The sequence below is a fragment of the Alicyclobacillus vulcanalis genome, from assembly GCF_900156755.1.
GTDB classification, from domain to species: Bacteria; Bacillota; Bacilli; order Alicyclobacillales; family Alicyclobacillaceae; genus Alicyclobacillus; species Alicyclobacillus vulcanalis.
The window spans coordinates 25,228-51,318 of record NZ_FTOO01000015.1 but is presented as its reverse complement, the minus strand read 5'-3'; the positions used below and the strand labels follow the sequence as shown (position 1 = coordinate 51,318).

Here is a 26,091-nt window from a genome sequence, read left to right as displayed (position 1 = left end):
GCATGGCGAACGACCTGACGGATCGCCAGAAGCTTTTGCTCATCGAGCTCATGCGGTCACAAGATGGCCTGGATCCATCCCTGCTCGCGCAACGATGGGACGTCAGCCGCCGGACGCTGCAGCGCGATCTGCGCGCTGTGGCGGGCTGGCTGCGCCCGTTTCGGGCGCGGATCGAAAACCAGGGCGGGCGCCTCCGGCTGCTGGCTTCGCCGCAAACGCAAAGGCGCGTCGAGGCGGCGCTCGGCCCGGTGGGCGAGCGGGCGGCGGTGGTCTCGCCCAAGCAGCGTGCGGCGCTCGTCGCGCTGTGGTTGCTCGCGGATCCCGGCCCGCTCAAACTTGCGTATCTCGGCCGCGTGTTGGATGCCGCGCCAGCCAGTTTGAGCGGCGACTTGAACGATCTCGCCCCGTGGCTGCGCGCGCGGCACCTTCTCATCGTGCGCCGACAAGGGTTTGGCGTGTTGATCGACGGCGGCGAGGTGCCGAGGCGCGAAACGATGGCTGACATCGTCTACGAACAGCTGGCCCCGTATCAATTGGCCCGCATGGTGGTTCAGGAAGGCGATCTCAGCCATCCCGTCGCGCGTTGGCTCGTCCACGCCGTCCCCGCCCCGGTGCTCGCGGCAATCGCGCAGGTGGTCGAGAGCGTGTTGGACGCGGCGCAGCCGCCCATTGAGGAGGCGGATCGGTTTGAGGTCTGGCTCTACGCGGTCATCCAGTACCTGCGCGTTCAGCGCGGGGGCGTGGTGCAGGCGGCGGAGGTGACCGAGGCCGCGAGGCCAGGCGACGTGGCGATGGCCAAGGAGCTGGTGTCGGGCCTGTCCGAGGCCACCGGCTTGCGCGCCTTGGCCGTTGAACCGGAGATTCGCTACATGGCGAGACATCTCGCCGGCTTGCGCGTGCACCTGGACGACGATTTTCGCCTCCTCCCCTCGAACGTGACGGCGCTCGATCTCGCCCATCGGTTTGCCCGCGCAGCGGAGGATGCGGCTCAGGTTCCATTCGCGTCTGACGAGGTCCTGGTGAGCGGCTTGGCGCAACACCTGGGGCCCGCACTGGATCGGATTCGCGCGGGCCTTCCCATCCGCAACCCGCTCGTCGAGATGGTGAAGGCGCGATACCCAGATCTGTTCGCGGCCGCGCGTCAGGCCGCGCTGGAGGTTTTCTCGCCGCACGGCCTTGACGTGCCTGACGAGGAAGTGGGGTTTCTGGCGATGCACCTGGGGGCCGCGCGAGAGCGCCGGTTGGCCGAGGACAAGTGGCGCGCCGTGATCGTGTGCCCGCATGGGTTGAGCTCGGCCAGGCTTTTGGCCAGCCGCGTCCGCAATGAGCTTCCGGAGCTTGTGGTGTCTCAGGTGGCCTCGGCGCGGTCGCTGGCGGATGTGAACGCAGACCTCGTGCTCTCGACGGTTTCGCTGCCGGAGGCGGGTGTGCCGACTGTGGTCGTGTCGCCGTTCCTCACGGAGGAAGACGTGCGCGCGGTGCGGCTTGCGCTCTCCAAGCTCGGGCGCAAGGAGCGATTGGCGAGTGCGAAGGGTGGCCCGAGCAGCGAACCCTCGTGGGCGCTCCGCATCGCGTCTTCCGCGAGCGTCGATATGCTCGAGGGTCGCTCGATGGACGAGGTGATTCGGCTCGTCGGGGATCACCTGGTCCGCCTTGGGCGGGCGGCGGAAGCCGGGCCAATTGTCACGGCCATCGAGCGCAGGGAACGATTGGGCAGCGTCGTGTTGCCAGGGCGACAATTGGCCGTTTTGCACGCCAGGACGGACGGGATCGACGGGCCGCATATCGGGGTGTATCGCTTGACCGCCCCGGTAGAGGTGCGCGGGATCGGAGGCGACGAGCCCGTTTCCGTGGTGCTCGTGCTCTTGGCGCGCGTGGAGGAAGACGCGCGCGCCATCGAATGTCTCGGCCGAATCTCCGCTGCGCTCGTCGAATCGGAGGGTCTGGTGGAAGTGCTGAAGTCGGCCGGCACTGAAGATGTCCGTGCGCGTCTCTACGACGCCATGGTTCGCATGGGGAGTGAATGAAGATGGTACGATTGGACGCTCGGCATGTGGCGCTGAGACTGGAACGGGAGTCGAAGGAGGACGCCATCCGGCGGGTGGGCCAGATGTTGGTCGATCTCGGCCACGTGGAGCCTCCGTATGTGGACAGCATGCTCGCGCGGGAGGCGTCGACGAGCACGTACATCGGCAATGGCATCGCCATCCCGCACGGCATGCCCGACGCCACCGCCTACATTCGCACATCGGGCATCGTCGTGGCGCAGTATCCGAACGGCGTGGACTTTGGGGGCGAAGAGGCGTTCTTGGTGATCGGCATCGCCGGCAAGGGCGAGGAGCACATGGAGCTCTTATCGCAAATTGCCACGGTCTGCATGGACGAGGCCAACGTCGCGCGGCTGGTGCGCGCGTCGTCCGCGGAGGAGATGGCCGCCATTTTGGAGAGTGCGTCATGAAGCGGGCGCTCCACTTTGGCGCGGGCAACATCGGCCGCGGGTTCATCGGTTGGCTGCTCAAGCAGGCGGGCTTCGAGGTGACGTTTGCGGATGTCGTGCCGGACCTCGTGAGCGAGATTGCGGAAAAGCGCAGTTACCGCGTCATCGAGTTAGGCGAGCACAAGCGGGTGGTCCCGGTGGACGGCGTGGACGCGTGTCTGCTCGGGACAGAGCGGTGCGTCGAACTCGCCGCGTCGAGCGATTGGATCACCACCGCGGTCGGGGTTCGCCATCTCGGCGGTGTCGCGGAGGTGCTGGCGGAGGGCTTCCGCCGCCGAATGCAGGCGCGGTTGGACGGGGACGTGATCGTCATCGCGTGTGAGAACGCCGTGCGCGCGACGTCCGAGTTGCGGCGTCAGGTGTACGCGCGGGCCGACGAGTCGCTCGCCGCGTTTTTGAACGAGCGCGTGCGCTTCCTCGATGCCGCGGTGGACCGCATTGCGCCCCATCGAGAGGGGCATGCGGAAGAGGTGCTCGACTGCGTGGTCGAATCGTATTACGAGTGGGTGGTCGAGGGAAGCCCCGTGCCCGGCGCGCCGGATGGCATCACGTGGGTGGCCGATCTCGGCCCCTACTTGGAGCGCAAGTTGTATCTCGTAAACGGCGCACACGCCGCCGCGGCCTACCTCGCGCACCTGCGCGGCATCGCGACCATCGGCGAGGCGCTCGCGGACCCCTTCATCCGCGCGCACGTCGAGCGGTTCCAGTGCGAGGCAGCGGGCGGGCTTGCGCATCGCCATGCCGGATTTGCGCTCGCCGATCTCGCCGCGTACGCCGAGAAGGTGCGCGTGCGCTTCGCGAACCCCTATGTGATCGACCACGTCGCGCGCGTCGGGCGCGACCCGCTGCGCAAGTTGGCGCCCGGCGAGCGGCTCGTAGGTCCCCTCATGGCGGCGGCCGCCGCCGGGCTCGACACCTCGGCCATCCAAGAGGCCGTGGCGTCCGCGCTCCTCTACTCGGATGCGTCCGACGCCGCGGCGGTGGAACTGCAGCGGCGGCTGAAGGCGGAGGGCGTGGAACAGGTGGTTCGCGAGGTGTGCGGCCTCGAGGGACAGCTCTTCGAGGGCGTGATCGACGCGTACCGCGCACTGAAGAATCGCCTACGTGAATCCATTTGAGGAGTGGGAGGAATCCGACATGACTGTGGCACAGCGGGAAATTCAGCTGAACAACCCTTCGGGCCTTCACGCCCGTCCAGCTTCGCTGTTTGTGGCGGAGGCCAACAAGTATCGCTCCGACATCGTCCTCGAGGCCAAGGGCAAGCGGATCAACGCCAAGAGCATCCTCGGGCTGTTGTCCCTCGCCATCGGGCAGGGCACCGTCATCAAGATTGAGGCCACGGGCGACGACGCGGAACAGGCCGTGAACGCCTTGTGCGATCTCGTCGCATCGGGCTTCGGCGAGTGAGGTGACGAAGATGGGCACCGTGTACCGCGGCGTCGCCGCGTCGGACGGAAAAGCGGTGGGCAAGGCGTGGGTGCTCGGCTCAAGCGCGCCTTCAGTGACACGAGAAGAGGGGCGAGATCCCGAGCGGGAGTGGGCGCGCGTCGAACAAGCCATCGCCACCGCGAAGGCCGAGCTTGAAGCCCTCCGGCAGGCGACGCTCGAAAAGCTCGGCGAAGCCGAGGCTCAGCTGTTTGTCGCCCACGCCCAGATGCTCGAGGACCCCGAACTCGCAGATCAAATTCGCCAGCTGCTTTCGGCCGAGCGCGTCAACGCCGAGTGGGCCGTCAAGTGCGTGATCGACGCCATGGCGGGGCTGTTTGACGCGCTCGACGACGAATACATGCGCCAGCGCGCGGCCGACATCCGCGACGTCGGCGGCCGCTTGATTCGCCAGCTCCAGGGCGGGGCAGGGGCGTCGGTGGCGGACGTCGCAGAGCCCGTCGTGCTCGTCGCGCACGATCTCGCCCCGTCCGACACCGTGCAACTCGATCCGACGCGCGTGCTCGCGTTCGTGACGGATGTGGGCGGGCGAACGTCGCACACCGCCATCATGGCGAGATCGCTCGGGATCCCTGCGGTGGTGGGCCTCGGCGACATCACCGCGCGCGTGGAGGCTGGACAGGTTCTCGCGGTCGACGGCAGCGAAGGCGTCGTGCAGGTGGCGCCGGATGAGGCCGAACTCGCGCGGTTTCGGGCGGACGCGCTGCGCCAGCGAGAGGAGCGCACGCGCCTCGAGGCGCTCCGCACAGCGGAATCCGTCACGCCAGACGGGCGCAAGGTCGAGATCGCCGGGAATATCGGCATGCCTGGCGAAGCGGCGCAGGTGTTGGCGCAAGGGGGCGAGGGCATCGGGCTCTTCCGGTCCGAGTTCCTTTATATGAATCGCGGCGAAGCTCCGAGCGAGGAGGAGCAGTTTGAGGCTTACCGGCAGGTGGCGGAGGCGATGGACGGGCGCCCGGTGATTGTCCGCACGCTCGACGTCGGCGGCGACAAGGGCATTCCCTACCTCGGCTTGCCGCACGAGGAGAATCCGTTTCTCGGGTATCGGGCCATCCGGGTTTGCCTGGATCAGCGGGAGCTGTTCGCCGCTCAACTTCGCGCCATCCTGCGCGCGTCGCACTACGGCAAGCTGCGCGTGATGTTCCCGATGATTGCCACCGTGGAAGAGGTGCGGGCCGCGAAGCGGGCCTTGGAAGAGGCCAAACAGGCGCTGCGCCGCGAGGGCACGCCCTTCGACGAGGGGATCGAAGTCGGCATCATGATCGAAGTTCCCGCCGCTGCCGTGATCGCAGACCGCCTGGCCCAGGAGGTCGACTTTTTCTCGATTGGCACGAACGATCTCGTCCAGTACACACTGGCGTGCGATCGGCTGAACGAGCGCATTCGTCACCTCTATCAGCCGCTCAACCCGAGCGTGCTGCGCCTGGTGAAGATGGTGATCGACGGGGCGCATGCGCACGGCAAGTGGGTGGGGATGTGCGGCGAATTAGCGGGCGATCCGCGCGCGACGGCCATCCTCCTCGGCCTCGGGCTCGATGAGTTCAGCATGAGCGCCGGCTCCATCCTCAGGGTGCGCGATGTCGTGCGCAAGACGCGCTACGAAGACGCCAAGTCGCTCGCGAGGCGGGCGCTCGAAGCGGACACGGAGGCCGACGTCTTGAAGCTCGTCGAAATTTGAGTCTCCTGTTGTGCGTTCTCCTCGTCTCTCCACGCGGACACAGGAGGGGGCTTCTCCCCCTCCTGCACCACCTCCACCTCGCGTCTCCCCATGCGGCTGATCTCATTCTCGCTTCTCTGCGTATGACTTCATGAAACAGAACGTCATTCTGCGAGGAGCACTGCGCCATGGCCTTCAGCTTGTCCCGCTCGGCGGCATCCACTATCATACGTGACAGCACAACCAACTCCATCGTCCGTTTGAGGAGAGTGGACATGAACGGTGAGCTGTCCGACGACATGTTGCTTGCCGCCATTGCGCGCGGGCAGCGGGACGCGCTCGAGGCGCTCTACGATCGGTTTGCGCGCCTCGTGTACGGATTCGCCTACCGCGTGACGGGAAACGCCTCGCACGCCGAAGAGATCGTGCAGGACGTGTTCGTCAAGGTATGGCGCCAGGCGCATGCCTATAATCCCACGCTCGGCAAGGTCTCCACTTGGCTGTTGACCATCGCGCGCCGATCCGCGATCGACCTCCACCGCCGCGAGCGGCGTCAACAGCATGAGTCGGGTGAAGAATGGTTTCCCGTGCTGCCGGATCACGCCCCCACGCCGGATCGCTTGGCTGAGCAGAGCGATCTGCGATCTCGCCTGCGCCAGGCGCTCGGGAAGCTTCCCGAGGAACAACGCCAGGTTGTGGAATGGATGTACTTTCAAGGTTATACGCAAAACGAGATCGCGGAGCATTTCGGCTGGTCCCTCGGGACGGTGAAGAGTCGCGCACGGCTTGCGATGCAGAAGTTGCGCGATGAACTGCAGCGCGTCGGATGGGAGGTGGAGGGCCGTGGCTGACAAGATGTGCGAACTGTGCGCGCTGTACGCCCTTGGCGGCCTGGACGATGCCGAACGGCTTGCGTTCGAAGAGCATTTGGCCACATGCGCGGACTGCCAGGCCGAACTGGCCCAGATGACGCCCATTGCCGACGCTTTGCTGTACGACTTTGAGGAATTGGAGCCTCCCCAGGAACTGCGCCAACGAGTCCTGGCGGCGGCCTTTGCGGAGGAACGAACGGAGACGGCGGCTCCAACGGCTCCGATGGGTGTGCCCGTGCGTCACGAGGACGCCGGAGAGACTTTGACGGAGGCGCCGAGCGCCACACCGTCGCAAGAGCCGCGTGTTGAGGCTTGGTCTGCGCGCCGCGAGCGGCGCCGCATGCGAACGTGGTGGGTCGCGCCGTGGGCTGCGCTCGTCCTGGTAGCGGCCGGGCTCGGCTGGTCGCTGCACCGAGTGACGCCGTCCGAGACCATCGGTGAAGTCAAAACCCAGGTCCAGCTCGCGCCGACGGCCGGCATGGGAAGCGCCAAGATGTGGGTCATCTCGTCACCGCAGGGCCAGGAGATGTTGATTCGCTTCCACGGGCTCAAGCGGCCGGTTGGCTCGCAGGTGTATCAGGTTTGGGTCATTCGCAATGGACAGCCGCCGCAATCGGCGGGGGTGTTTGTTCCGGATGCGCAGGGGAACGCCGTGTTTGCCTCGCTGATGCCGAATGAGCCGGTGAACATCGTCGCGGTCACCCTCGAGCCGAAGGCCATCGACGTGCGCCCGCTCGGCACCATGGTGTTTAAGGCGCAGCTCTCGACGTGAGCCCTAGACCGGATGCGCCCTGAACACGCGGGCCGCGGCAGCAGGAATTGCGGCCAGGTGCAGCGAAGGCATCCCCTCGACGCACGTCGACGAAGAGGGGCGATGCCGGTGCTGGACGAATGGTTGGACTGCGACGCGACAGAACTTGCGATGTGGGTTCGCACGAAGCAGGTGAAGCCGCGGGAGCTTGTCGAGGCGGCCATCGAGCGCATCGAGGCGCTGAATCCCGCGCTGAACGCGGTCATCCACAAGCGGTACGAAAAGGCGCTCGCCGAGGCGGAGCATGTCGATTTGGACGGGCCCCTCGCCGGAGTGCCCGTGCTCGCCAAAGATGTGCATCAGGACATCGCGGGCGAGCCCATGACGTTGGGATCGAAGGCCTATCGCTCCTACATCGCGAAACAGGATGCGCACGTTGTGCGGCAGTTGCGACGCGCCGGCGCCATCTTTCTCGGAATGACGAATGTGCCGGAGTTCGCACTGATGGCCATCACGGAGCCGGCTGCGTACGGTCCCACGCGCAATCCGTGGAATCTCGAGCTCACACCCGGTGGATCGAGTGGAGGCTCGGCGGCCGCTGTGGCCGCCGGGATGACGCCCATCGCGGGCGCGAGTGACGGCGGCGGATCCATTCGCATTCCGGCGGCTTACTGCGGGCTTTTTGGCCTGAAACCGACGCGCGGGCGCACGCCCATCGGGCCGAAGCTGGGCAGGCACTGGCTCGGCGCGTCGGTGAATCATGTGCTCACGCGGAGTGTGCGCGACAGCGCGGCAGCCTTGGACTGCTTGATGATGGAGGAGAAGGCGGCCGCGTTTTCGGTAGCGCCATCGCCTGAGCGCTACGTGGACGTGATCGCACGCCCGCTGCAGAAACGATTGCGCGTTGCGTTTTCTACGGAATCGCCGCTTGGCACGCCCGTGGATTCGGCGTGCGCCGAGGCTGTCGTCCGCGCCGTGCGGCTTCTCGAGTCTGAGGGGCATGAGGTCGAGGAGCGGCCGGCGCCGGTCGATGGGCGCCGGCTGGCGGAGAGCTACATGTTGATGTATTTCGGCGAGATGGGCGCGGCCATGAAGGAGCTGCAGGCCGTCCTCGGCCGAAAACCGGTGCCGAGTGACGTGGAGCCGGTGACGTGGCTCTTAGCTGCGCTCGGGAGGTCTGTATCGGCTGCGGACATGGTGGCGAGCCTTCGCGAATGGGATTTGGCTGCAGCTCAAATGGAAGCGTTTCACGAAACGTACGACGTCTACATCACGCCGACGACGGCGATGCCGCCGGCTCGGATAGGCGAACTCGCCCTGAAACCGGGCGAGGCTGCACTCGCGAGGTGGTCGCATCGCTTGGGCATCGGCAGGCTGCTGCGGCGGGCGGGCTTGGTCGATCAGCTCATCGAGACGAGCCTGATGCGGACGCCTTTCACGCAGCTCGCCAATCTGACGGGCCAGCCAGCGATGTCTCTACCCGTGTTCAGGTCGACGGACGGCGTGCCTCTCGGCGTCCAGGTCATGGCCGCGCGCGGCCGCGAAGATCTCCTCCTGCAGCTGGCGGCTTGGTTTGAACAGACGCCGCTGTGGATCGACGTTCGGGACAACCCGCTGTTTCGCGCGCAAGCCCGCGCCGGCGAAAGCTCTTCGTGATGGGCGCATAGCATCTCGCGTTCCGGATGGCCACCCACCGCTTCGCAATGTAAGAGCATCGGCATGGCGCCTCTGAAACAGGGGCGCCTTTTTTCATGGGATCGTCGGATGTGCAGCGAGCGGTGATCCGGACGCAGCCCGGGCTCGTATGTCTGTGCGAATGGAGCGGGGAGGTGAAAGCGTGCGACCAAACCGATTTCAGGCGTTTCTCTTCCTGGTGATTGGGTATGAGTGGCTCGTTTCGGGGTTGGACAAGGCGCTGTCTCACGATTTTGTGCAAAATTTGGGCGAACAGCTGCAGGCGGCGGAGCGAGGGCTTCCCTACGGCTTTTACGCTCACCTGTTGTCACACGTCTTTGTTCCCCACGCTCAGCTCTTCGCCTGGCTGGTGTTAGTCGGCGAGTGCGCGAGCGGCGCGATTCTTCTTGCGCTCGGCGTGTTGGCGTGGATTCGCCCGCTGGCTCGCGTGGAGCGGGTGCTCGGTGCTGCGGTGCTCGCGGTGGCGAGCTTCATGGTCATGAACTTCTTTTTCTTTCAGGGAGGCAGCTACTTCATTGATTCGTCCGACCCGTTCGATGAGGGGATCCCCGTCGATTTTGTGCTCTTCTGGATTCAAGTCGGATTGATGATAGCGCTTCTAAGAAAAAATTCGAGGGATGAAGTGATCCAATCCTCTCTTTCATCCGTAGGAACGAGTGAAAGATTCAACAGAACCCATGGAGGGATGTCGAAGTGAAGATGAAAAACAAGACCAAGTGGCTCGGGGCCTCTGCAGCATGCATGATTGCGCTCGGAGGCACCTCCAGCGTCGCGATGGCAGGCACCACGTCGAATATGTGGCCGGTGAAACCGACGCCTGCGACGTCCAATGCGGCCATCAATCTGCGCGTCTCCCTCGACAACCTGCTCGGCCAGCACGCCGTGCTCGCCATCGAGGCCATGGAGGCCGGATACGACAACGCGCCGGACTACTCCGCTTGGGTGAATGTGTTGAATCAGAACACGGACGCCCTCTCGAACGCGATCGCCTCGGTCTACGGGGCTTCGGCGGGCGCTCAGTTTAAGTCGCTGTGGCAGAGCCACATCCAGGACTTCGTCAACTACGTCGTGGCCACGGTGAAGGACGATCCCAACGGCCAGCAGGCCGCACTGAACGCGCTGCAAGCGTATGAGAAGAGTTTTGCGCAGTTTTTGGCTTCTGCGAACCCGTATCTGAATGAGGCAACCGTCCAGGCAGGCCTTCAGGAGCACGTTCAGGAGCTCTTGACGGCGTTCACCGACTACGTGAACAAGGACTACACCGACATGGCGCAAGAGCTCGTGAAAGCCTACAACCACATGTTCATGGTGGGAGATGCGCTTGCCGGAGCGATTGTAAAGCAGTTCCCGCAGAAGTTTGGCATGGCCTCGCCGAACACGCCGGCCGCCAACCTCGTGGTGGCGCTGGATCAGCTGCTCGCCCTTCACGCCGATCTCGCCAACCTGGCGATGGAGGCTGGGTACAGCGGCGCAGGAGACTTCCAAGCGCTTGCGGGCGTCCTGAATCAGAACACGACCGATCTCTCGAACACCTACGCTTCGGTGTACGGTCAACAGGCGGGATCGGAATTCGAGAAGTTCTGGGCGGGGCACATCCAAGATTTCGTGAACTACGTGGTCGCGACGGCGAAAAACGACTCCAGCGGCCAACAGGCGGCTTTGCAAGCCCTTGAGCAGTACAAAGTGGGCTTCTCCGAGTTCCTCAACAGCGAGGACCCGTACGTGAACGTGCAGCAGCAAGAAAACGGGCTGGAGACGCATATCGAAGAACTGCTCGCGACGTTTAACGACTACGTGAAGCAGGACTACACGGATTCGGCGAACGAGTTCGTCATGTCCTACAACCACATGTTCATGGCCGGCGCGGGCCTCGCGACCTCCATCGTGGATCAGTATCCGACGAAGTTCGTCAGCTCGAGCGACACGTGGACCTGGACCGGCATCTCGCTCGAGGTGAACGGCCAGGCGTGGAAGATGCCGCTCGGCGTCTGGGGCATCAATTCGGCGACGAACCAGAGCGAGCAGTATGTGCCCATCTGGTACGTGATGCAGGTGCTCGACAAGCTCAACATCCACAACAGCTGGAACGGGCACGAGTGGATGATTCAGACGAGCGGATCGTACAACTGGAACTCGAAGTTCAGCGGTGGGTACATCTCGCTTGACATCAACGGGCACGTGGTCGGCATGGCGAACGGCACCGTCCTCGTGGATCCGTATTCGCACAAGCCCACCACGTTCATGGCGATGTCGGACGTGGCGAAGATCCTGAACGATCTCGGCCTGAAGTACACGTGGGGCGGATCGACGCTGAACATCATGACCTCCATGTGAATGGCGTTGTCTCCCTTTGAGTAACCGTGAAGCCCGGCGGGGTGCCAACCCGCCGGGCTTCAGCGCGTCCAGAGGAGGAGTGCGATACCGACCACGGCCAACGCCAAGAGCGCCACGTCGCGCGGTTTCACCCGCCATGCGGGAAGGAGTGCCGCGGGCGGGGGAACCTCAAACAGCCTGCGGGCTTCCATGGCGTCCGCCGTTGTCTCGCCGAAACGGAGCATGCGGATGACAAACGGCGCCAGCACGTTGGCCACGTCCATGACGGTGCGCCAGCCGCCCACCTTGCGCCCGGCGTTCTGCAGGCGGACCCGGTAGGCGTACCACTGCTCGCGGTAGATGACGTCGACCGCCGGAATGAAACGCGTGACGAGCGCGGCGAACCAGCTGGCAACAAGCCTTTGTCGGCGCGGCACGACGCGCGCAAGGGCGGTGTCGACAAGGGCAGCAAACTGGAGCGACGAGAAGCGGGCGAGCGCGAGCTGGCCCATCTGCAGGTAGCACCAGTACGGGACGACTTCGAGCAGGGTGTGTTCGGCGGTCATTGGGTGAAACGCGAACCGGGCGTGAAACGGCGGTCCCAGTTGTAGCCCGCTCACGGCGCACGCAATGACCGCGAAGCTCGCCCACGTCCACGTCAGGCGAAGCGTGGTGCGAATGGGCGCTCGCAAGCTGAAGACAAGCGCCGCGGTGACCAGCAAAGCGGCGAGATCGCCCAACGGACGGTGCACGAGCGCGATGGCGATGGTGAGCGCGGTGATGGCGATGAAGCGCAACGCGGGATGAAGCTCGGACGAAGGCGCAAACGCGGGCGATGAGCCCTGTGTTTCGTCGCCTTGCGCATCGCTCTGGCCTTGCGCAACCCTCTGCGGTTCCTGTGCCCCAGAGGCTCGTCGATCCGCGTCCGCGGTCGACGCACGGGCTTCGCCCGGTTCGCGCGTCGCCGCCTGCTTCGTCGCGCTCGTCGAACCCTGCTCCGCGTGCATCAGCCGCTCGGCAAAGGCCTTCGGTGACAACGGGGCCGGCTCTGGAAAACCTGCTTGTGCGAGGGTGAGCGCGAGCCGGACAGAAGGCGGAACGGGCACCCCCATCTGCGCCAGGTCGGCTGCGCCCTGTGCAAATGCCTGGGGGGTCCCATCGAACACCAGGCGGCCGCGCGCGATGGCAAGCACGCGCGTGGCGCGCAAGAGCGCCTCGTCGAGATCGTGCAGCGCCGTGATGGCGAGGCCGCCCTCCGCGACGAACTGCGCAATCTCGTCGAGGAGCTGCGCTCGAGATGAGGCGTCCAAGCCGCTCGTCGGCTCGTCGCAGATGAGGACATCGCCAGGTTGCGCGAGGGCCATGGCGTACACAAACTTGCGCTGCATGCCTGTTGAGAGCCTTGCCGGGAGATCGTCCGGCGACAGGTGGCCAAGCCCGAGTGCGTGCAGCCGAGGCGCCACCGCCGTGTCCCAGTTGGCGCGCACTTCGCGCGCCGAAAGGCGCAGGCTTGCCGCGAACTCCTCGGCGGCAGGCGCCGCATAGAGCAGGCGCTCCGGTGACTGCGGCACGTAGGTGCGCCGCAGGCCGCCTTCGCGGCCGGGGTGCGAATCGACCATCTCTCCCTCTGTAGGCGAGGCGATCCCGGCGAGGACGTCGAGCAACGAGGACTTCCCCGCGCCGTTTGGCCCCACGAGCACAATCCACTCGCCGCCCGCGGCGTCAAACGAGATGTTCGACAGCACTTGAGTTCCGCCGCGCGCCACCGCGACGGATCGCACCTGCAACCGCATCGCGCCATCCCTCCACAAATTCTCGTTCTGAGAGCGGGGCAAAATCCGCGCCCGTCGCCGCGCGGATGTCGCGCGCCACCTGCACGAGGTACGGCGCCTGGAAGCCGAGATCGTCACACGGCACGCGCTCTCCCCAGCCATAGAAAAAGTCGCGGGGCGGCATGGGCTTGCCGATGGTGCCTTCGCGGATCACCATCACGGCGTCCGCCGCGAGGACGTCGTCCATATCGTGCGTCACGAGCAGGATGGTCCGACCGCTCCGCGCGAGGCCTTGAAACACGGCACGCATATCGGCGCGCGCGCCGGGATCCAGCTCGGCTTGCGTCTCATCCAAGAGGAGGATGTCGGCGCCGGACGCGAGCGCGCCAGCCACCGCCAATTTCGCCATCTCGCCTCCCGAAAGGGCGTCGACAGGGCGGTTGACGGGCACGTGAAGCCCCACCGTTTGCATCCAACGCCTCAATTCGCCATCCAGTTTCGGTCGATCCGGCGGAGGCTCGCCGGTCCGCGCGGCTCGTGTGGCCACGGCGATGGCCATCTCCTCTTCGACGGTCTGTCCCACAAACGTCGCCGCGGGCGGCTGAAAGCCCATTTGAATCCGCCATCTCGCGCGATGCCAGGGCTCGCCGTGCACCCAGAGTTCGCCTCGAAAGGAGGCGAGCCCGACGAGCGCGCGGAGAAAGGTCGTCTTCCCGGCGCCATTCGGCCCTACCACCGCGACCATCTGCCCTCGTGGAATTTCGCCCGACGCATCGGTCAAGACGGGTTGGGGGACACCCGCGGGGGCGACGGACAGGTGTCGCCAAACCAGCGCGGTCCCGTCGAGGGCCAATCCATCTTCGCGCTTGTCGCCGCCCCGGTGTGGCGCGTTGGCCATACGATGCCCTCCATTCCGATTCGATGGTTGTCCTCTTGCCATATTGTCAACTATAATCTCATACTAGGTTAACAATATCATATCCGCAGAAGGAAGGGGTCACATTTCATGGCCAAAGTGCGAGGTCTCATTTTTTGTGCGCTCTTCATCGCCATCTTCGCCGTCCTGAGCCTGGTTCAAATCCCGGTGGGCTCCGTGCCCATCACCCTTGAGACGCTCGTGGTGCAGGTTTGCGCAGGGCTCCTCGGTCCCTGGTACGGTGCCCTCACGTTTGTCCTCCTCATTCTACTGGATCTCGTCGGATTGCCGCTCATCGGCGGCCACGCGGGTGTCAGCCTGATGCTCGGTCCCACGGCCGGCTACATCTGGGGCTGGCCGTTTTGCGCCCTCTTCGCCGGGCTTGCCATCGCGCGCGTGCGCCCCGGTTCGCGCGGCGAGATCGCCAAGCTCATCGTCATCCTGTTTGTCCTGGGCGATCTCGTCTGCTACATTCCGGGCGTCTTGTGGCTGCGCCACGTGGTTCCGTCGCTCCATCCGTGGGGTTCTGCCCTGGCCGGGGGCGTCTGGCCGTTTTTGCCCGGCGACTTTGTGAAGAGCCTGCTGGCCGCGGTGATTGTCGCGCGCGTGCGGAGGGTGTATCCGACGGAGCGCATCGTTGGCGGCACGCGTGCGGACGCTCGCGCCAACGCCCTGGAGCCGTGAACGCTCGCTCGATGTCCACGTCGCGGCATGGAAAGGCCTGCGCCTCATCGCGAGGCGTGGGCCTCGTTTCTTGAATGGGCGGGGCAGGAATTTGCCCTTAGCAAGACGAAATAGCTCGAAAGGAAGACGTGCGCTTCGCACGGGAGGCGAAAGCATGCGGGCGTGGCTGAAGTGGGTCCTGCTGAAGCCGCTGGCGACGGAATACAGGCTTTTGGCCTATGTCATCAGCATGCAACTGATTGTGCTCGCGATGGTGGCCGCCATTGTCTGGGACGCGGCGGGAGGTGTGAGTGCCCTCGCGCATTGGGAGGAGCTGCTCAGGACCAAAGGGCTCCCGTTCCTTCGCACGCTGGCCGCGCGGCCGCTGCAAATGACGCTGTGGATCGCCGGGGTTGGCACCGCGCTCGTGCTCGCCTTCTCTGGTTTCGCGTATCGGGAATTGTTTATCGATCTGCGCCAAAAGCGCGAACTGCGCCGGCGGATCGTCCAGGAGTCAAGCCGAGACGCGTTGACGGGCGCGTTGAATCGAGCGTACTTTATGGATTATTTCGAGTACGCCATCCGCACCGCGATGCGAGATGGAGACAGGCTCGCGCTCTTTTACCTCGATCTCGACCGGTTCGAGGCGCTGAACGACGCGCTTGGATATCGCGCCGGCGATGAAGTCCTGCGCGGCGTTGCCGGCGCTTGGGAAGGGCAGAAGCGGGATGACGACGTGCTGGCGCGCGTCGGCAGCGACGAATTCGCGCTTCTTGTGCCGCATCCAGGCCAGGAGCTCGAAGTCTTAAACCTTGCCAACAGGCTCATGGCTTCGTGTCGCGAACTGGACGCCTTGTCCGGTCGCTTTGAGCTTGGCGCCTGTGTCGGCATCGTCTTTTTTCCCGAGGATGGGACATCGCCGGACGTGCTATTGCGAAAGGCGGAGCTCGCGGCCAAGCGCGCGAAGCGGCGCGGACGCCACCAGGTCTGCTTTTACCGCGAGTCTGTGGCGAGCGGGATGTCGAGGCCGGATCGCCTGCGGAATGAGTTGGCTCGCGCCATCAGCCGCAAGGAGATTTACGTCGCGTACCAACCCATCGTGGAGGCCGAATCGGGCCGGGTGACCACCCTTGAGGCTCTTGCGCGTTGGCGCCATCCCGAGTACGGCGACGTATCGCCGGGTGAGTTTCTTCCCCTGGCCGAAGAAGCGCGCCTCATGCCCATTCTGACGCGCCACATCTTGACGGAGGCCGTGCGCGACCTCGCCGCATGGCATGCGCTCGGCCTTCACGTCAGCCTCTCGGTGAACGTCTCCGCTCAGGACTGCCAGTTGTACGCCGATCTCGCCGAGGATCTGTCGGCGGCCGTCGCGGCCCACCGTTTGAGCCCCGGGCTGGTGGAGGTGGAACTTACCGAGCAGTCGCTCATGGAGGAGGGGGCGGAGCCGCTGGTGCGGGATTTGTGTGCGAAGGGGTTTCGGATTGCCCTCGACGACTTCGGCACGGGCTATGCCTCGTTGGCGTACCTGCGCCGGTTCCAGGTCAGCCGCATCAAAATTGACCGCAGCTACGTGGCGCGCTTGTTCACAAATGTGTACTACGAGCGGCTGTTGCGGGCTGTCATGGCGCTGGCCCGCGAGCTCGGGCTCGCCGTCACAGCGGAGGGCGTCGAAACAGAAGCGCAGGAGGCGTTTTTGCGCGAGATCGGTGTCGATAGGCTACAAGGGTTTCGTTACAGCGCACCCGTACCCATGGCGCGCGTGGCGGAGGTCGCGGCGAGCCTGGAGGGCTACGCAGGCTAGTGCGCCAACTTGCGGTGGAACTCGACCAGGCTCACCCAGCCAACAAGCGAGTGAGCCTGGATGCAAGATTAACGCCGCACCCCGACGTACTGCGTTTCTTTTTCGAATCCCCATACAATCCATATGATTCCGTAGACGAAGGGCACAAGGATCCACCACACGTTGGCCCCGCTGTGGCCAAAGGCGCGGCACAACTTCACTTGCCAAATGATGACGAAGACCACGTTGACGAGGGGAACGAGCAAGATCAGAAGCCACCAAGCACTCTTGCCGATCATCCGTAACTGGAGAGCAATATTGAGCACCGGTATCCAGGCGAACCACGCGATGTTCGCGAGTCCCGCCTTCTTGGCGAGGCGATAAAAGGCCATGGAAGTCAAGATATAGAAGGCGATGTCGATGAGATACCCCAGGACGAGCACGTCCGCTCACCTCCCTTCACATCCAGGTGGTGTCCAGGACCAGTGTATGCGCGGGCCTCGCTGCTATGATGGCGACAATGAGCCGGGCGTGAAGGTCCGAGAGGCGTGAAGGGCTGCCTTGCAGGAATGTTGCGGGGGAGCGCGAAACAGTTACCGAGGATTTGTCGCTCCTGCGACACAACCACGGGGGCTTCGGCGTGCAGGGGACGCTCTGCGTGCCAGGGCTGCGTCTGCGACGCTGCGTACAGAAAGCGCTTCCCTGCGTGGCCGTGATCGCACAGGACCGAATCGAAAGGAAGGCTTGCAGATGGACGGGACACGTCCCGAACAGGATGGTCAGCGCGTCGCGCGCGGCTTGTCACGCGTGTCCGACTTGACCACTGAAGGGCAGGGTGCGCACGAGGACGCCCAGGCGCTCGTCTACCGGCCGCCGCGCATTGTGCGCCCGGTGCCGGGGTATCAATGGCACGGCGCGCTGGGACGCGCAAAGGCCATCGTCCGGGTGCCTCTCGACTGGAACGGGAAGCTGGTCATTGGTGCCACCCCTGCTGTGCGCAGTGAATTTGCGCTGGATCATCTCGTCTCCGACATCGTTCTGCAGCGCGGCTATGCCTATGCCGCGTGCGACAAGGCCACCCCCGGTCTCACCTTGCGCGATGGCTCTCGCTCGATGGCGGAGTGGGAGGACGCCTACGTCCATCTCATCGAGGTGGTGAAGCGCGCGCTCGCGCTGCGCTTCGCAGATCCGGCCCGCACGTACGTGCTTGGCGTGTCCAATGGCGGCTACGTCGCCCGTATTCTCGCCGAACGCCATCCCCATCTTTTCGACGGCGCCGTCGACTGGGAAGGCGTGCACTGGGATCCCGACGGATCGCACCTTTTGCGAACGCTCCCGCCGTGGATCGTCGGATTTGCTGCCTACGCGCAGGCCGAGGGCGCCGAGCGAGCTCGGCTGCAACATCATCTCGTTGCGCTCGGTCTCCCGGCAGGTGCCGAGCGCCACTGGCCCACCTACTACCAGATGTACTGGCTCGTCACGCTCTGGCTCTACGGGCGCAATCTCGATCCCGACTGGCCCGCCTTCGCGCTCCCGTGGTCGAACGAATGGCTGCGCGATCCTTCGCCGCTCGCGGCTTATCCCGCCGACGCTCGATCCGCCCACTGGGCCGCTCGCATTTTCCCCATCGCCAACACAGGTGCCATCGGTGTGCCGGTGCTCACGGTGGCGGGCAATTGGGACTGTTTATTGCCCTTTGCCCACCACCAGCGGGCGTACGCGGCCAAAGTCGCCGCTCGCGGCCGAGCTCACCTGCATCGGCTCTACGAGATCGATCGCGGCAATCACGTGGATGGCCTGTTGCGCCTCGATCGCGGCGACGCACAGCCGGTGTTTCCATACTTTGAAGCGGCGTTTCTGCACCTTGAGCGCTGGATTGAGTGCGGAGAAGAGCCACCGCGAGCCGGCCTGTATCGGACGGTTGAGGAGTTCGCTCGAGGTGCTTCGCTTTACGCAGACACGAACTTGGAGGTGTGATCATCATGCAGATTTCGTTACAAGGGCGCGTCGCCCTCGTCACCGGTGCGGCGAGCGGGATAGGGCTCGCCGTCGCTCAAGCAATGGCCGAAGCAGGGGCGAGCGTCGTGCTGTCCGATCTGCGGGGGGACGCGGCTGAAGCTCAGGCCCGTTTGCTGTCTCAGCGCGGGCTCGATGTCATCGCCATGGGCGCAGACGCCTCGGACGAAGGTGACATCGATCGGCTGTTCGCGCAGGCCGAAGCCCAGTATGGCCGCGTGGACATCGTCGTCAACAACGCCGGCATGCAATACGTGGCGCCCATCGAGGAGTTCCCGGCCGACGTCTTTCGCAAGATGGTTGACCTCATGCTCACGGGGCCGTTCATGAGCATCAAGCGGGCGTTACCCGGGATGAAGGCACGCGGCTACGGGCGAATCCTCAATATGGCCTCCGTAAATGGCCTCATCGGGTTTGCGGGTAAAGCGGCGTATAACGCTGCCAAACACGGTCTCATCGGACTGACCAAGGTGGCAGCGCTCGAGGCCGCCGAGAGCGGGGTGACGGTGAACGCCCTCTGTCCCGGCTACGTCGACACGCCGCTCGTCCGCAATCAGCTCGCCGATCTCGCCCGCACCCGCAACGTTCCTTTGGAGCAGGTCCTGGAGGACGTGATTTATCCGCTCGTGCCGCAGAAGCGGCTGCTGGCGCCGGAAGAGGTCGCGCATTACGCGGTCTTCTTGGCGTCCGATTTCGCCGCTTCGGTCACGGGTCAGGCGGTCGTGATCGACGGAGGATACGTGGCACAGTAAAGGTTCGGGCTGTCTCAAAGGACAGCCCGGACATCACGATCCGCCGGGGCCCCAAGAAACGGGGCTCGGGCTGAACGCATCGGCAGGCGCGATGGGCAAATTGACATAGGACGCGTAGGCGCTGTTCCGCTCAATCTGGTAAACGCCGCCGACGAGGTTCGCGCTCTGGGGCAGCGTAGGGATGAGGTGTGGAACGTCGCTTGTGGTGATGGTCACGCGAATCCTGTGACCAGGCGCCACGTAGTCAAACGTCGGAAAGACCTCGATGTCAAATTCCTCAACGTGACCTGGGGTGAGATCGCTTTCGCTTGCTTGAGTGTAGGGGTGGAAGGGCATGAGAAGCTTTCCATTTACGTACCATGATTTTTGGGTATCCACCGCGCGGAACGATCCGAGTAGAGCACCTTCGGTCAGAGGATACGCTTTTCCGTCTGGCGCGACGTCCTCGACGGTTGCCACGAATTCGGCGTCCGGCCGTGTTGATTCTGCGTAGAGCGTCACGTCGATGGGACCAGCAAGAAACACCCCATGCGAAAACGCTGGCGTGGTGTACGTCAGGCCCGTGGATTCGAATGCGGTATCGTTCTGCGTCCCCGGGGAGGGAGGGAGATCGAAGGCGCGATTGACAAGCTCCGTGGCGCCCATGAACCACTGTACTGTCGCGCGGTTGAGGGGCACGGACAGGCCAGTGTATGGGAGCGTGTCCGCACCGGTCAAAGATGTCGGGGGATTGGGCAATAGCCAGCCATCGTTGAGCGAATTCGCCGTACCGGTTCGGCCGCCGCTCAAGTAATACGTGACTGGGCTTGAGCCGTCAAAAGGCACACGCGCTGCGTCATACCACGTGCCTTGCGAGAGGGCATAAACGTGAAGAGGCGTGTTCGTTTGGTCAATACCTGTGGGTTCGTTCTTCAGCCACCGGTCGTACCATGCGAGCATGATCGGGTCAAGGGCAGTAGGCATCATCGTCAGGTGATACCATGGGCCCATGATAAGCTGATAGCGGCCGGTTACGGTCTCATTTGGCTGCATCGGCGCTTCGGCAGGGAGATGATTCCAAGCGTTTTGCAGGCCGACGTAGTTCAGGATTTCGCCTCGCTGAAACAAATCGAACCAACCGCCGACGAGGAGAGCTGGAATTCCGTTTTGAACAATAGCCTCAAGATTTTGGTCGGGGCTCCGCGATTGCCAGAAGGGGCCATTGTACGCATCAGTCCCGCCAGACTCAATATTTGTGAGAAGTGGTAGATAGAAGCCTGAGAGCGCTGAAGTGTGCTGAAGCGCAGTTTCGAGACCCAATCCAGGATTTTGCAAGAGGCTGTCAGGTGGCAGTTCGTCCAGGCCGGCGCGCAACGACAGCCAAGGCAGCGAGAATTCTAGGTCAGGGATGCCTCCCATGAATGCGGTGTCCCGGTAGAGATCGTTTGCTGCCACGAGCGGAACAATACACTTGAGTGGAGAATTCGGTCCGACGTCTTCCGCGACGAGCAATTGATTAATTCCGAGATACGATTCTCCCATCATGCCAACTGCTCCGGTGGAACCAGGCAGCTTGGCACACCAATGAATGAGCTCGACGCCGTCCTGGATTTCTCTTTGTCCTAAGAATTGCCACGATCCCTCCGAGGATCCTGTCCCTCTGACATCGACCACAACTTCGATGTAGCCTCGCTTGACGAAGTAAGGATCATAACCGATGCCGGGAATGGTGATATCCTTGCGATAGGGAGTCATTGCGAGTAGCACCGGAAACGGCCCCGCGGCGGGCTGACCCGTCGACACGTCTGCTGGCCGGTAAATGTCTGCGTAGAGAATATTCCCATCTGACATGGTGATGGCCACGTTTTTTTCGACATTCACACCGTAAGTGGGGGGTTCTGGGCGCCAGGCGGAAAATACGTTCAAAGTAGAACGCGACGTACGGATGTGACTGCTCGGCTGGTCCTGAAGTGTCGTGTTTGCAGATGTGGGAATTGGAAATCCGAGCAACAGTGCGGTAAAAACGCAGGACGCGGCGCACGCGGCGGCGCGCCTTTGTTGTTGGTACCTCGCCATCGTACTTCTCCCTTCCTTTCTCTATGCAGTGAATCAATTTGTGAAGATTCGAGAATCTCTCGATTTTGTAATACGACACAGGTGCAGGATTTCCTGCTGCTGTTATATTACAGACGGGATCCTGTTAGACCTAGAGATGTGACGGGATTTGGTTGAGCAGAACGATCTCGCGGCGCCTAGCCTCGGTTTTAGCGGGCGCGTGCTGGCGGATGAACAGAAGGAGCGGCGAACGGGGGATTGGTCATGAGGACTTGTCGCGTGAATTAGAGCGGGAACTTCAGGAAAAAGGGATTGAAAAGGGCTTGCTACAGGAGCTCCTAACAGGCAAGAGACAGGTTGCGCAGACCGGCTTTCGCGGGGCTGTTTAGGAGAGGTGATTGAAAAGGCAACGGGGTTATCCCGAAAACCTTACGAAGCATTTGCATTGAGCCTGGTGAGAGGCAGGATGCCACATTCGATGGCTTGCATGCCAGAATAGAAATTTGATAATCTGTGCGTAGCTGCAAACGGTGATGGGGCTCACCGGAACCGCCTATGATAGGCTGATGGCTCCTGCGATGCGCGAACGCGTCTTTGTGGTTCCCGCGCATGGCAGGAGCCATTCATGTTTGCGCAGATGGGAGGGGGAGAATTGGACGAACTCAAAAGGATTGGCGCCGTGCTTGTCGGGGGGGCTATCGGCGGTGCTCTTCGCGATCTCGTCGACGCGGCCGTCGGTCAAATTCACTTATTTCCACTCGGGATTTTGCTAATCAATCTCACAGGAGCTTTTCTGCTCGGCATGATACAGCAGCTCGCTGTAAAGCACGCGTTGCCCCACTGGGTGGTGGCGGGACTCGGCCCGGGCGTCATGGGCGGATATACGACTTTTTCCACCTTCGCCGTCGGCGGGTGGGAGGCGCTACGGTTGGCCCCTTGGCAGGGTGTGCTGTACCTCGTACTGACCGCCGTTCTCGGTCCCCTCTGCGCGTGGCTGGGAACGAAGGCAGTGCCCGTGCGGGCGACGCCCGACGACGAATGGGAAGCCGAAGAGGAGGTTTCGCTGTGAACGACGCCGTGCTTTGGTTGACGACGGGCGGGTCGGCCATTGGAGCGGTGCTTCGGTACGTTCTGGGCCAGTGGATTGGCAAGGTGAACAAAACGCGATTTCCGTGGGGCACGTGGATCATCAATATGGTGGGCACACTGTGTTTGGCTGTCTTCACAGCACGCCTTGCACATGAGGATCCGCATCTTTTCACCTTTCTTGGCGCGGGTTTCTGCGGCGGATTCACGACGTTTTCGAGCTTTTCCACGGAAACCGTGGCTCTGTGGCAAATGCATCGCGTCTTGGCCGTCATGTACGTGGCGTCGTCTGTCATCTTGGGACTCGCCATTGCCGCCGTGATCGACATGTCATTGCACGTGGGATGACTGAGGCGTGCAAACTTTGAATCGTCCCGGTATCTACGGCGTTTGGCGCCTCGCGCGGGGGCAAGGCGCCGAAGCAGAGGTGTGCGCTCACGAAATGGTGATCGGGATGGAGACGAAGGGCTCCTTTTTGCCGTGAATGAGCAGGGATTTTCCGACAAAAGGGTCGATGACGAGAACCCCTTGACCTTTTTCTTCCGTCTGGATTACCAAGCAGTCCTGATAGGGAGCTGGCTCGTAACGATAAAAGCCGCCGGGATCTCCGTGCTCACGATCTAGGCTCCCTCCCAGCACGACATCCCCGCCGACCGCGGTCAGCACGATATCTTGGTGAAGTCGGAGAGAAAGGTGGCTCGGCAGGTGATCGATTTCGATGACCTCTGGATGACGTTGAATTACGCGGACCTGGACCTGCAGGAAGACCTGGCCCGGACGGGGGACGGGTCGGGCGTTCGGCTGCCGAACGTCCACGTGTCCATTTTCAAGCGTCACCATCATGGGTGAAACGGCCCCGAACGCCATAGGCTGCACCATCAGTGTTTCAGCCCCATACGGCAACACGACCGCGTTGGTCATGGCCTTGTCCAGGATGCGTTCCGGCGCTCCACCTTCGGGCATCCGATAGACTTCAAGGTGTACGTTCTCATCTGGGTCGGAGGTTGTCCAGTCCCATTCCACGAGTGCGGGATGACCAGGATTCTGGTAGATTCGGACAGCGTTCATGTCCGGGTATTCATGGTGAATGAAGAGCACTCGCTTCCACGTTCCTCGCTGACGTTCAAAGAGTTCAAGACTCTGTCCAAAAGGAGGAAGACCGATGCGCTGCGCGATATGAGAACGGTATGCGAGCAACCGCCCGTACACGTTGCCATCTTGCGAAAGCGCACTGGAGACGACCATCGAGCCGCTGGGAACGTGAGGAAGCACTGAATTCTTTGTAACATCTAATGCTGGATTGCCTTGGCTGGTTTGAGTGGGATGGTTTTTTGACAGAGATTCTACGCCGGCCACGGAGGCGCACAAGGCACCAAGGAAACAGCCGGCCAATACGAAACGACCCAACTTCCGCATCGGGTTCACCTCCATAGGGAGAAACAGTCGAGCGATATCAATTCATGGGCAGGTGAAATTCGAAGATTTCAACTGTTTTCGAATTATTTTTCCTGACTATCGCACCTGCGGTGAGAGAGAAGTACTCTCCAGCTTGAATTTCAGGCACTTCGGGAGTCCTCCCGCGTGCGTATCGCCTAAACACCTTTTCTTTATGAAGTGCTCATCGCGCGGCACAACGCGCCGCCCGTGGCGATTGCGCAAGCTTCCACGAGCATACCTGGCCTCGTTCGCGACGCGGAGAGAGCCTCATCAATGGTCGCAGCCGTCCGTTGGTCTACGAAATGGTAACGGGGATCGATATCCATTGAACCTTCTTGCCATGGATCAGAAAATAGGAGGACGGTGTCGTCCCGATGACAAGATTACCCTCTCCGCGCTCCATGGTCCGAAGAACGACACAATTTCGATAGGGTGCTGGCTCAAAATGATAGAACCCGCCCGGGTCTCCGAACTTACGGTCCAAATCGGCGCCAAGTTCCACTTCGTCTCCGGTTTCCGTTAAGACAATGTCCTGGTGCAGACGGAGGGACAGATGCGACGGAAGATTGGAGATGACAATCACATCAGGATGGTGCTGAACAGCGTGCGTGTGAACGTCAATAAGCATCTGGCCAGGCTGAGCGACCGGCGTTGAGGTCGGCGACTTTACTGTGATACGACCGCTGTGGAACGTTACAACGAGTGGGCTGCCCATGCCGAGCGAGATGGGCTCCATGATCAGGCTTTGTGTACCGTAGGGCAGGATTACCGCGTTATCCATGGCCACGTGGTAAATCTCTTCTATCGGTTTTCTGCTCGACACTCTAAACACGTCTAACTGGTTGGTGCCATCCCCGTGACTCCAGTCCATCCACGTCCATGGGACTAGCGCAGGGCTTCCGGGGTCCTCGAAAATTTGTACATTACTCATGTCCGCCTGCGAGTGGCTAACTGACTTCATAAGTTTCCACCCAGCTGTCGTGCGTACGAAAAGCTCGAAACGCTGGCCGTATGGCGTCCAATTTAGCTGCGGGACGAGGTGTCCCTTCTGCGCCAGTAGCCGAGCATAGACATCTCCATTCGAGGAAAGAGAAGAGTGCACGGTTACCATGCCCTTTGGGACAGGCGGCATGGCTAAGTCGGACGATGCTTCCATGGCTGGGGCGGGTGCCGGGTACAACCGCTTGGCAACGCCGCTCAACGCGCCGGTCACGGCGGTAAGTCCACCTAGGATCGTCAAGCTTACGAGAACTCGACGTGATTTTTTCATAGGTGTTTTCCCCCATAAAGAACCATTGAACATCAAAACTCAATATGCTGGTGGGTGGAGATAGGCGCTCACCCTATAGAAACTTACTCTTAGGCGAGATTTGGTGTTAGGATATGGGGTCGATAAAGGTGCATTGTACCTGTTGTTCGTGTGGGAGGATACAAAAATCGTGCCCCAATCAGGTGCTCCGCTAACATTTGTGACAATCTCAACGTGTCCTGCACCGGATGAATCCAACACCACATCGCCCAGCGCCACACTGTTTACTGACTCCGTGTACATCTGCACGCCGTAGTAGCCGTTGCTGTAGTTACTTGTGGCGTCGTTAATGAGAGAATATGCATTAATCCACATCGTACTTCCGTCGGTGGCACTATCTGCATACCAAGGATATACTGCTCCCTCAGGTGAAGTAATCATTGGATACACGTGTACCTGGATACCGTACGACGAGTCGCTGCCGCCGAAGCCGGCCCAGAGGCATTGGCTGACGTAATCAGCGCAGTCATTACCAGGGTACGCATAGAATAAGGGATTGTAGTTTTGTGTCCTGACGGAATCGCCCGAGTTATTGGTGTGTGAGAGCGCATAGCTTGCTGCTCCAGAACGGTTGTAGGAGATGTAGTACGGTCCTGTAGTCCCGTTCGGGACAGTGGAACCGCTACTGACGACCGTGCTCGTGACACCAGGATGAGCGGGCGGAAGCCTCTTGGGTTCGGCCTTCTCCTTGGCGATTTCTTCAGGAAAGGACTGAATCAGGCTGTTCCAGTCGACGTTGGTTCCAAAGGCGTCCTTAAATTCGTCTGTATAATCATCATTGATAATCTTCCATTCTCCTTGGCCGTCCATTTGAAGCGTTAACGTGTGAGCTACCGCGGGGAAATGAGCGTCTACCTTGGGTTCTTCTTCCATATGCATGACCGCGTTTGGCATAATGGATAACGTAGCTCGCGAACCCTGTATCGTCAAACTCAAGATGGTTGGTTGGTAAGTGAAGTCGTGAACCCACGCATCACCCCAGGCCTTCCACGCTGTGTAAAAGGACGTCAATCTGCCGTCTGCGTATGCCTCCGACGGTGTTCCCTGTTCCATTAAGAAGTCAGGAAGCACGAGTTGGCGGGACTGCTGGGTGAC

Annotated in this window: 23 protein-coding genes and 1 riboswitch; of the genes, 16 read left to right on the top strand and 7 right to left on the bottom strand. The window is 62.3% G+C overall.

All coding sequences use genetic code 11. From position 1 onward, the window contains the following. Positions 1-2 precede the first annotated feature (2 nt). The 10 genes from BW934_RS13850 to BW934_RS13805 all read left to right on the top strand — a co-directional run bounded on the left by BW934_RS13850 (position 3) and on the right by BW934_RS13805 (position 11,252). Positions 3-2,027: a BglG family transcription antiterminator gene (locus BW934_RS13850; RefSeq protein ID WP_076349097.1), complete on the top strand. Its 2,025-nt coding sequence runs from the start codon at positions 3-5 to the stop codon at positions 2,025-2,027. A gap of 2 nt (positions 2,028-2,029) precedes the next feature. Next, the gene (locus BW934_RS13845; protein ID WP_084182626.1) at positions 2,030-2,458 is read left to right on the top strand and encodes a PTS mannitol transporter subunit IIA; all 429 of its coding nucleotides are present in this window, start codon (positions 2,030-2,032) and stop codon (positions 2,456-2,458) included. Beyond that, complete coding sequence (locus BW934_RS13840; RefSeq protein WP_076349093.1) at positions 2,455-3,615, top strand: mannitol-1-phosphate 5-dehydrogenase; 1,161 nt, start codon at positions 2,455-2,457, stop codon at positions 3,613-3,615. The genes BW934_RS13845 and BW934_RS13840 overlap by 4 nt, the downstream gene beginning before the upstream one ends. Positions 3,616-3,634: 19 nt before the next feature. Further along, on the top strand, positions 3,635-3,904 hold the full coding sequence (locus BW934_RS13835; RefSeq protein WP_084182625.1) for an HPr family phosphocarrier protein: 270 nt from the start codon (positions 3,635-3,637) through the stop codon (positions 3,902-3,904). 10 nt (positions 3,905-3,914) lie between these two features. Next, a complete protein-coding gene (ptsP, locus tag BW934_RS13830) occupies positions 3,915-5,621 on the top strand; it encodes a phosphoenolpyruvate--protein phosphotransferase (RefSeq protein WP_076349091.1) in 1,707 nt (568 codons plus the stop codon). 254 nt (positions 5,622-5,875) lie between these two features. Beyond that, complete coding sequence (locus BW934_RS13825; protein ID WP_076349089.1) at positions 5,876-6,451, top strand: RNA polymerase sigma factor; 576 nt, start codon at positions 5,876-5,878, stop codon at positions 6,449-6,451. Further along, positions 6,444-7,244 (top strand): anti-sigma factor, encoded by an 801-nt coding sequence (locus BW934_RS13820; RefSeq protein ID WP_076349087.1) that lies wholly within the window; start codon positions 6,444-6,446, stop codon positions 7,242-7,244. The genes BW934_RS13825 and BW934_RS13820 overlap by 8 nt, the downstream gene beginning before the upstream one ends. A gap of 108 nt (positions 7,245-7,352) precedes the next feature. Beyond that, on the top strand, positions 7,353-8,879 hold the full coding sequence (locus tag BW934_RS13815) for an amidase (RefSeq protein ID WP_407639965.1): 1,527 nt from the start codon (positions 7,353-7,355) through the stop codon (positions 8,877-8,879). 181 nt (positions 8,880-9,060) lie between these two features. After that, on the top strand, positions 9,061-9,615 hold the full coding sequence (locus tag BW934_RS13810; protein ID WP_076349085.1) for a hypothetical protein: 555 nt from the start codon (positions 9,061-9,063) through the stop codon (positions 9,613-9,615). 2 nt (positions 9,616-9,617) lie between these two features. After that, positions 9,618-11,252, top strand: a complete 1,635-nt coding sequence (locus BW934_RS13805) for a hypothetical protein (protein ID WP_234969838.1) — start codon at positions 9,618-9,620, stop codon at positions 11,250-11,252. A gap of 59 nt (positions 11,253-11,311) precedes the next feature. Here the strand turns inward: BW934_RS13805 and BW934_RS13800 are convergent, their stop codons facing one another. Both BW934_RS13800 and BW934_RS13795 read right to left on the bottom strand, forming a co-directional pair. Continuing rightward, complete coding sequence (locus tag BW934_RS13800) at positions 11,312-13,024, bottom strand: ATP-binding cassette domain-containing protein (protein ID WP_076349081.1); 1,713 nt, start codon at positions 13,022-13,024, stop codon at positions 11,312-11,314. Next, entirely contained in the window at positions 12,954-13,901 is a 948-nt protein-coding gene (locus BW934_RS13795; protein ID WP_076349079.1) for an ABC transporter ATP-binding protein, read from the bottom strand. Before BW934_RS13795 ends, BW934_RS13800 begins: the two co-directional genes overlap by 71 nt. Before the next feature lie 108 nt (positions 13,902-14,009). Between BW934_RS13795 and BW934_RS13790 the strand changes: the two genes are divergently transcribed. Beyond that, positions 14,010-14,603: a biotin transporter BioY gene (locus BW934_RS13790; RefSeq protein ID WP_076349077.1), complete on the top strand. Its 594-nt coding sequence runs from the start codon at positions 14,010-14,012 to the stop codon at positions 14,601-14,603. Between the two features lie 154 nt (positions 14,604-14,757). After that, on the top strand, positions 14,758-16,383 hold the full coding sequence (locus BW934_RS13785) for a putative bifunctional diguanylate cyclase/phosphodiesterase (protein ID WP_076349075.1): 1,626 nt from the start codon (positions 14,758-14,760) through the stop codon (positions 16,381-16,383). Positions 16,384-16,451: 68 nt separating this feature from the next. Here BW934_RS13785 and BW934_RS13780 read toward each other — a convergent pair whose 3' ends face one another. Continuing rightward, positions 16,452-16,805: a DUF5684 domain-containing protein gene (locus tag BW934_RS13780; RefSeq protein ID WP_200805765.1), complete on the bottom strand. Its 354-nt coding sequence runs from the start codon at positions 16,803-16,805 to the stop codon at positions 16,452-16,454. 307 nt (positions 16,806-17,112) lie between these two features. Between BW934_RS13780 and BW934_RS13775 the strand changes: the two genes are divergently transcribed. Then, positions 17,113-18,339 (top strand): alpha/beta hydrolase family protein, encoded by a 1,227-nt coding sequence (locus tag BW934_RS13775; protein WP_076349073.1) that lies wholly within the window; start codon positions 17,113-17,115, stop codon positions 18,337-18,339. A gap of 5 nt (positions 18,340-18,344) precedes the next feature. Next, on the top strand, positions 18,345-19,130 hold the full coding sequence (locus BW934_RS13770) for a 3-hydroxybutyrate dehydrogenase (RefSeq protein ID WP_076349123.1): 786 nt from the start codon (positions 18,345-18,347) through the stop codon (positions 19,128-19,130). 33 nt (positions 19,131-19,163) lie between these two features. Here the strand turns inward: BW934_RS13770 and BW934_RS13765 are convergent, their stop codons facing one another. Next, positions 19,164-20,960, bottom strand: a complete 1,797-nt coding sequence (locus BW934_RS13765; protein ID WP_159437328.1) for a CocE/NonD family hydrolase — start codon at positions 20,958-20,960, stop codon at positions 19,164-19,166. Between the two features lie 724 nt (positions 20,961-21,684). Continuing rightward, positions 21,685-21,747, top strand: a riboswitch (Fluoride riboswitch). 69 nt (positions 21,748-21,816) lie between these two features. Between BW934_RS13765 and BW934_RS13760 the strand changes: the two genes are divergently transcribed. Beyond that, positions 21,817-22,233, top strand: a complete 417-nt coding sequence (locus tag BW934_RS13760; protein ID WP_076349119.1) for a fluoride efflux transporter FluC — start codon at positions 21,817-21,819, stop codon at positions 22,231-22,233. Continuing rightward, on the top strand, positions 22,230-22,598 hold the full coding sequence (gene crcB / locus BW934_RS13755; RefSeq protein WP_084182622.1) for a fluoride efflux transporter CrcB: 369 nt from the start codon (positions 22,230-22,232) through the stop codon (positions 22,596-22,598). Before BW934_RS13760 ends, crcB begins: the two co-directional genes overlap by 4 nt. 87 nt (positions 22,599-22,685) lie before the next feature. Here the strand turns inward: crcB and BW934_RS13750 are convergent, their stop codons facing one another. The 3 genes from BW934_RS13750 to BW934_RS13740 all read right to left on the bottom strand — a co-directional run bounded on the left by BW934_RS13750 (position 22,686) and on the right by BW934_RS13740 (position 25,869). Further along, complete coding sequence (locus tag BW934_RS13750) at positions 22,686-23,666, bottom strand: hypothetical protein (RefSeq protein ID WP_143232678.1); 981 nt, start codon at positions 23,664-23,666, stop codon at positions 22,686-22,688. Positions 23,667-23,982: 316 nt separating this feature from the next. Next, positions 23,983-24,474, bottom strand: a complete 492-nt coding sequence (locus BW934_RS14870; RefSeq protein WP_143232676.1) for a hypothetical protein — start codon at positions 24,472-24,474, stop codon at positions 23,983-23,985. Between the two features lie 522 nt (positions 24,475-24,996). Next, positions 24,997-25,869 carry an amidase domain-containing protein gene (locus tag BW934_RS13740; protein WP_159437327.1) on the bottom strand — a complete coding sequence of 291 codons (873 nt, stop codon included), beginning with the start codon at positions 25,867-25,869 and terminating at the stop codon, positions 24,997-24,999. Between the last annotated feature and the right edge of the window lie 222 nt (positions 25,870-26,091).

Excerpts from the sequence above, each read along its gene's own strand:
- BW934_RS13770 (WP_076349123.1), top strand. The coding sequence starts at position 18,345 with ATGCAGATTTCGTTACAAGGGCGCGTCGCCCTCGTCACCGGTGCGGCG.
- BW934_RS13790 (WP_076349077.1), top strand. The coding sequence starts at position 14,010 with ATGGCCAAAGTGCGAGGTCTCATTTTTTGTGCGCTCTTCATCGCCATC.
- BW934_RS13765 (WP_159437328.1), bottom strand. The coding sequence starts at position 20,960 with ATGTCAGATGGGAATATTCTCTACGCAGACATTTACCGGCCAGCAGAC.
- ptsP (WP_076349091.1), top strand. The coding sequence starts at position 3,915 with ATGGGCACCGTGTACCGCGGCGTCGCCGCGTCGGACGGAAAAGCGGTG.
- BW934_RS13800 (WP_076349081.1), bottom strand. The coding sequence starts at position 13,024 with ATGCGGTTGCAGGTGCGATCCGTCGCGGTGGCGCGCGGCGGAACTCAA.
- BW934_RS13845 (WP_084182626.1), top strand. The coding sequence starts at position 2,030 with ATGGTACGATTGGACGCTCGGCATGTGGCGCTGAGACTGGAACGGGAG.
- BW934_RS13740 (WP_159437327.1), bottom strand. The coding sequence starts at position 25,869 with ATGGAAGAAGAACCCAAGGTAGACGCTCATTTCCCCGCGGTAGCTCAC.
- BW934_RS13795 (WP_076349079.1), bottom strand. The coding sequence starts at position 13,901 with ATGGCCAACGCGCCACACCGGGGCGGCGACAAGCGCGAAGATGGATTG.
- BW934_RS13750 (WP_143232678.1), bottom strand. The coding sequence starts at position 23,666 with ATGCGGAAGTTGGGTCGTTTCGTATTGGCCGGCTGTTTCCTTGGTGCC.
- BW934_RS13825 (WP_076349089.1), top strand. The coding sequence starts at position 5,876 with ATGAACGGTGAGCTGTCCGACGACATGTTGCTTGCCGCCATTGCGCGC.
- BW934_RS13850 (WP_076349097.1), top strand. The coding sequence starts at position 3 with ATGGCGAACGACCTGACGGATCGCCAGAAGCTTTTGCTCATCGAGCTC.
- BW934_RS13840 (WP_076349093.1), top strand. The coding sequence starts at position 2,455 with ATGAAGCGGGCGCTCCACTTTGGCGCGGGCAACATCGGCCGCGGGTTC.
- BW934_RS13835 (WP_084182625.1), top strand. The coding sequence starts at position 3,635 with ATGACTGTGGCACAGCGGGAAATTCAGCTGAACAACCCTTCGGGCCTT.
- BW934_RS13785 (WP_076349075.1), top strand. The coding sequence starts at position 14,758 with ATGCGGGCGTGGCTGAAGTGGGTCCTGCTGAAGCCGCTGGCGACGGAA.
- BW934_RS13775 (WP_076349073.1), top strand. The coding sequence starts at position 17,113 with ATGGACGGGACACGTCCCGAACAGGATGGTCAGCGCGTCGCGCGCGGC.
- BW934_RS13805 (WP_234969838.1), top strand. The coding sequence starts at position 9,618 with ATGAAAAACAAGACCAAGTGGCTCGGGGCCTCTGCAGCATGCATGATT.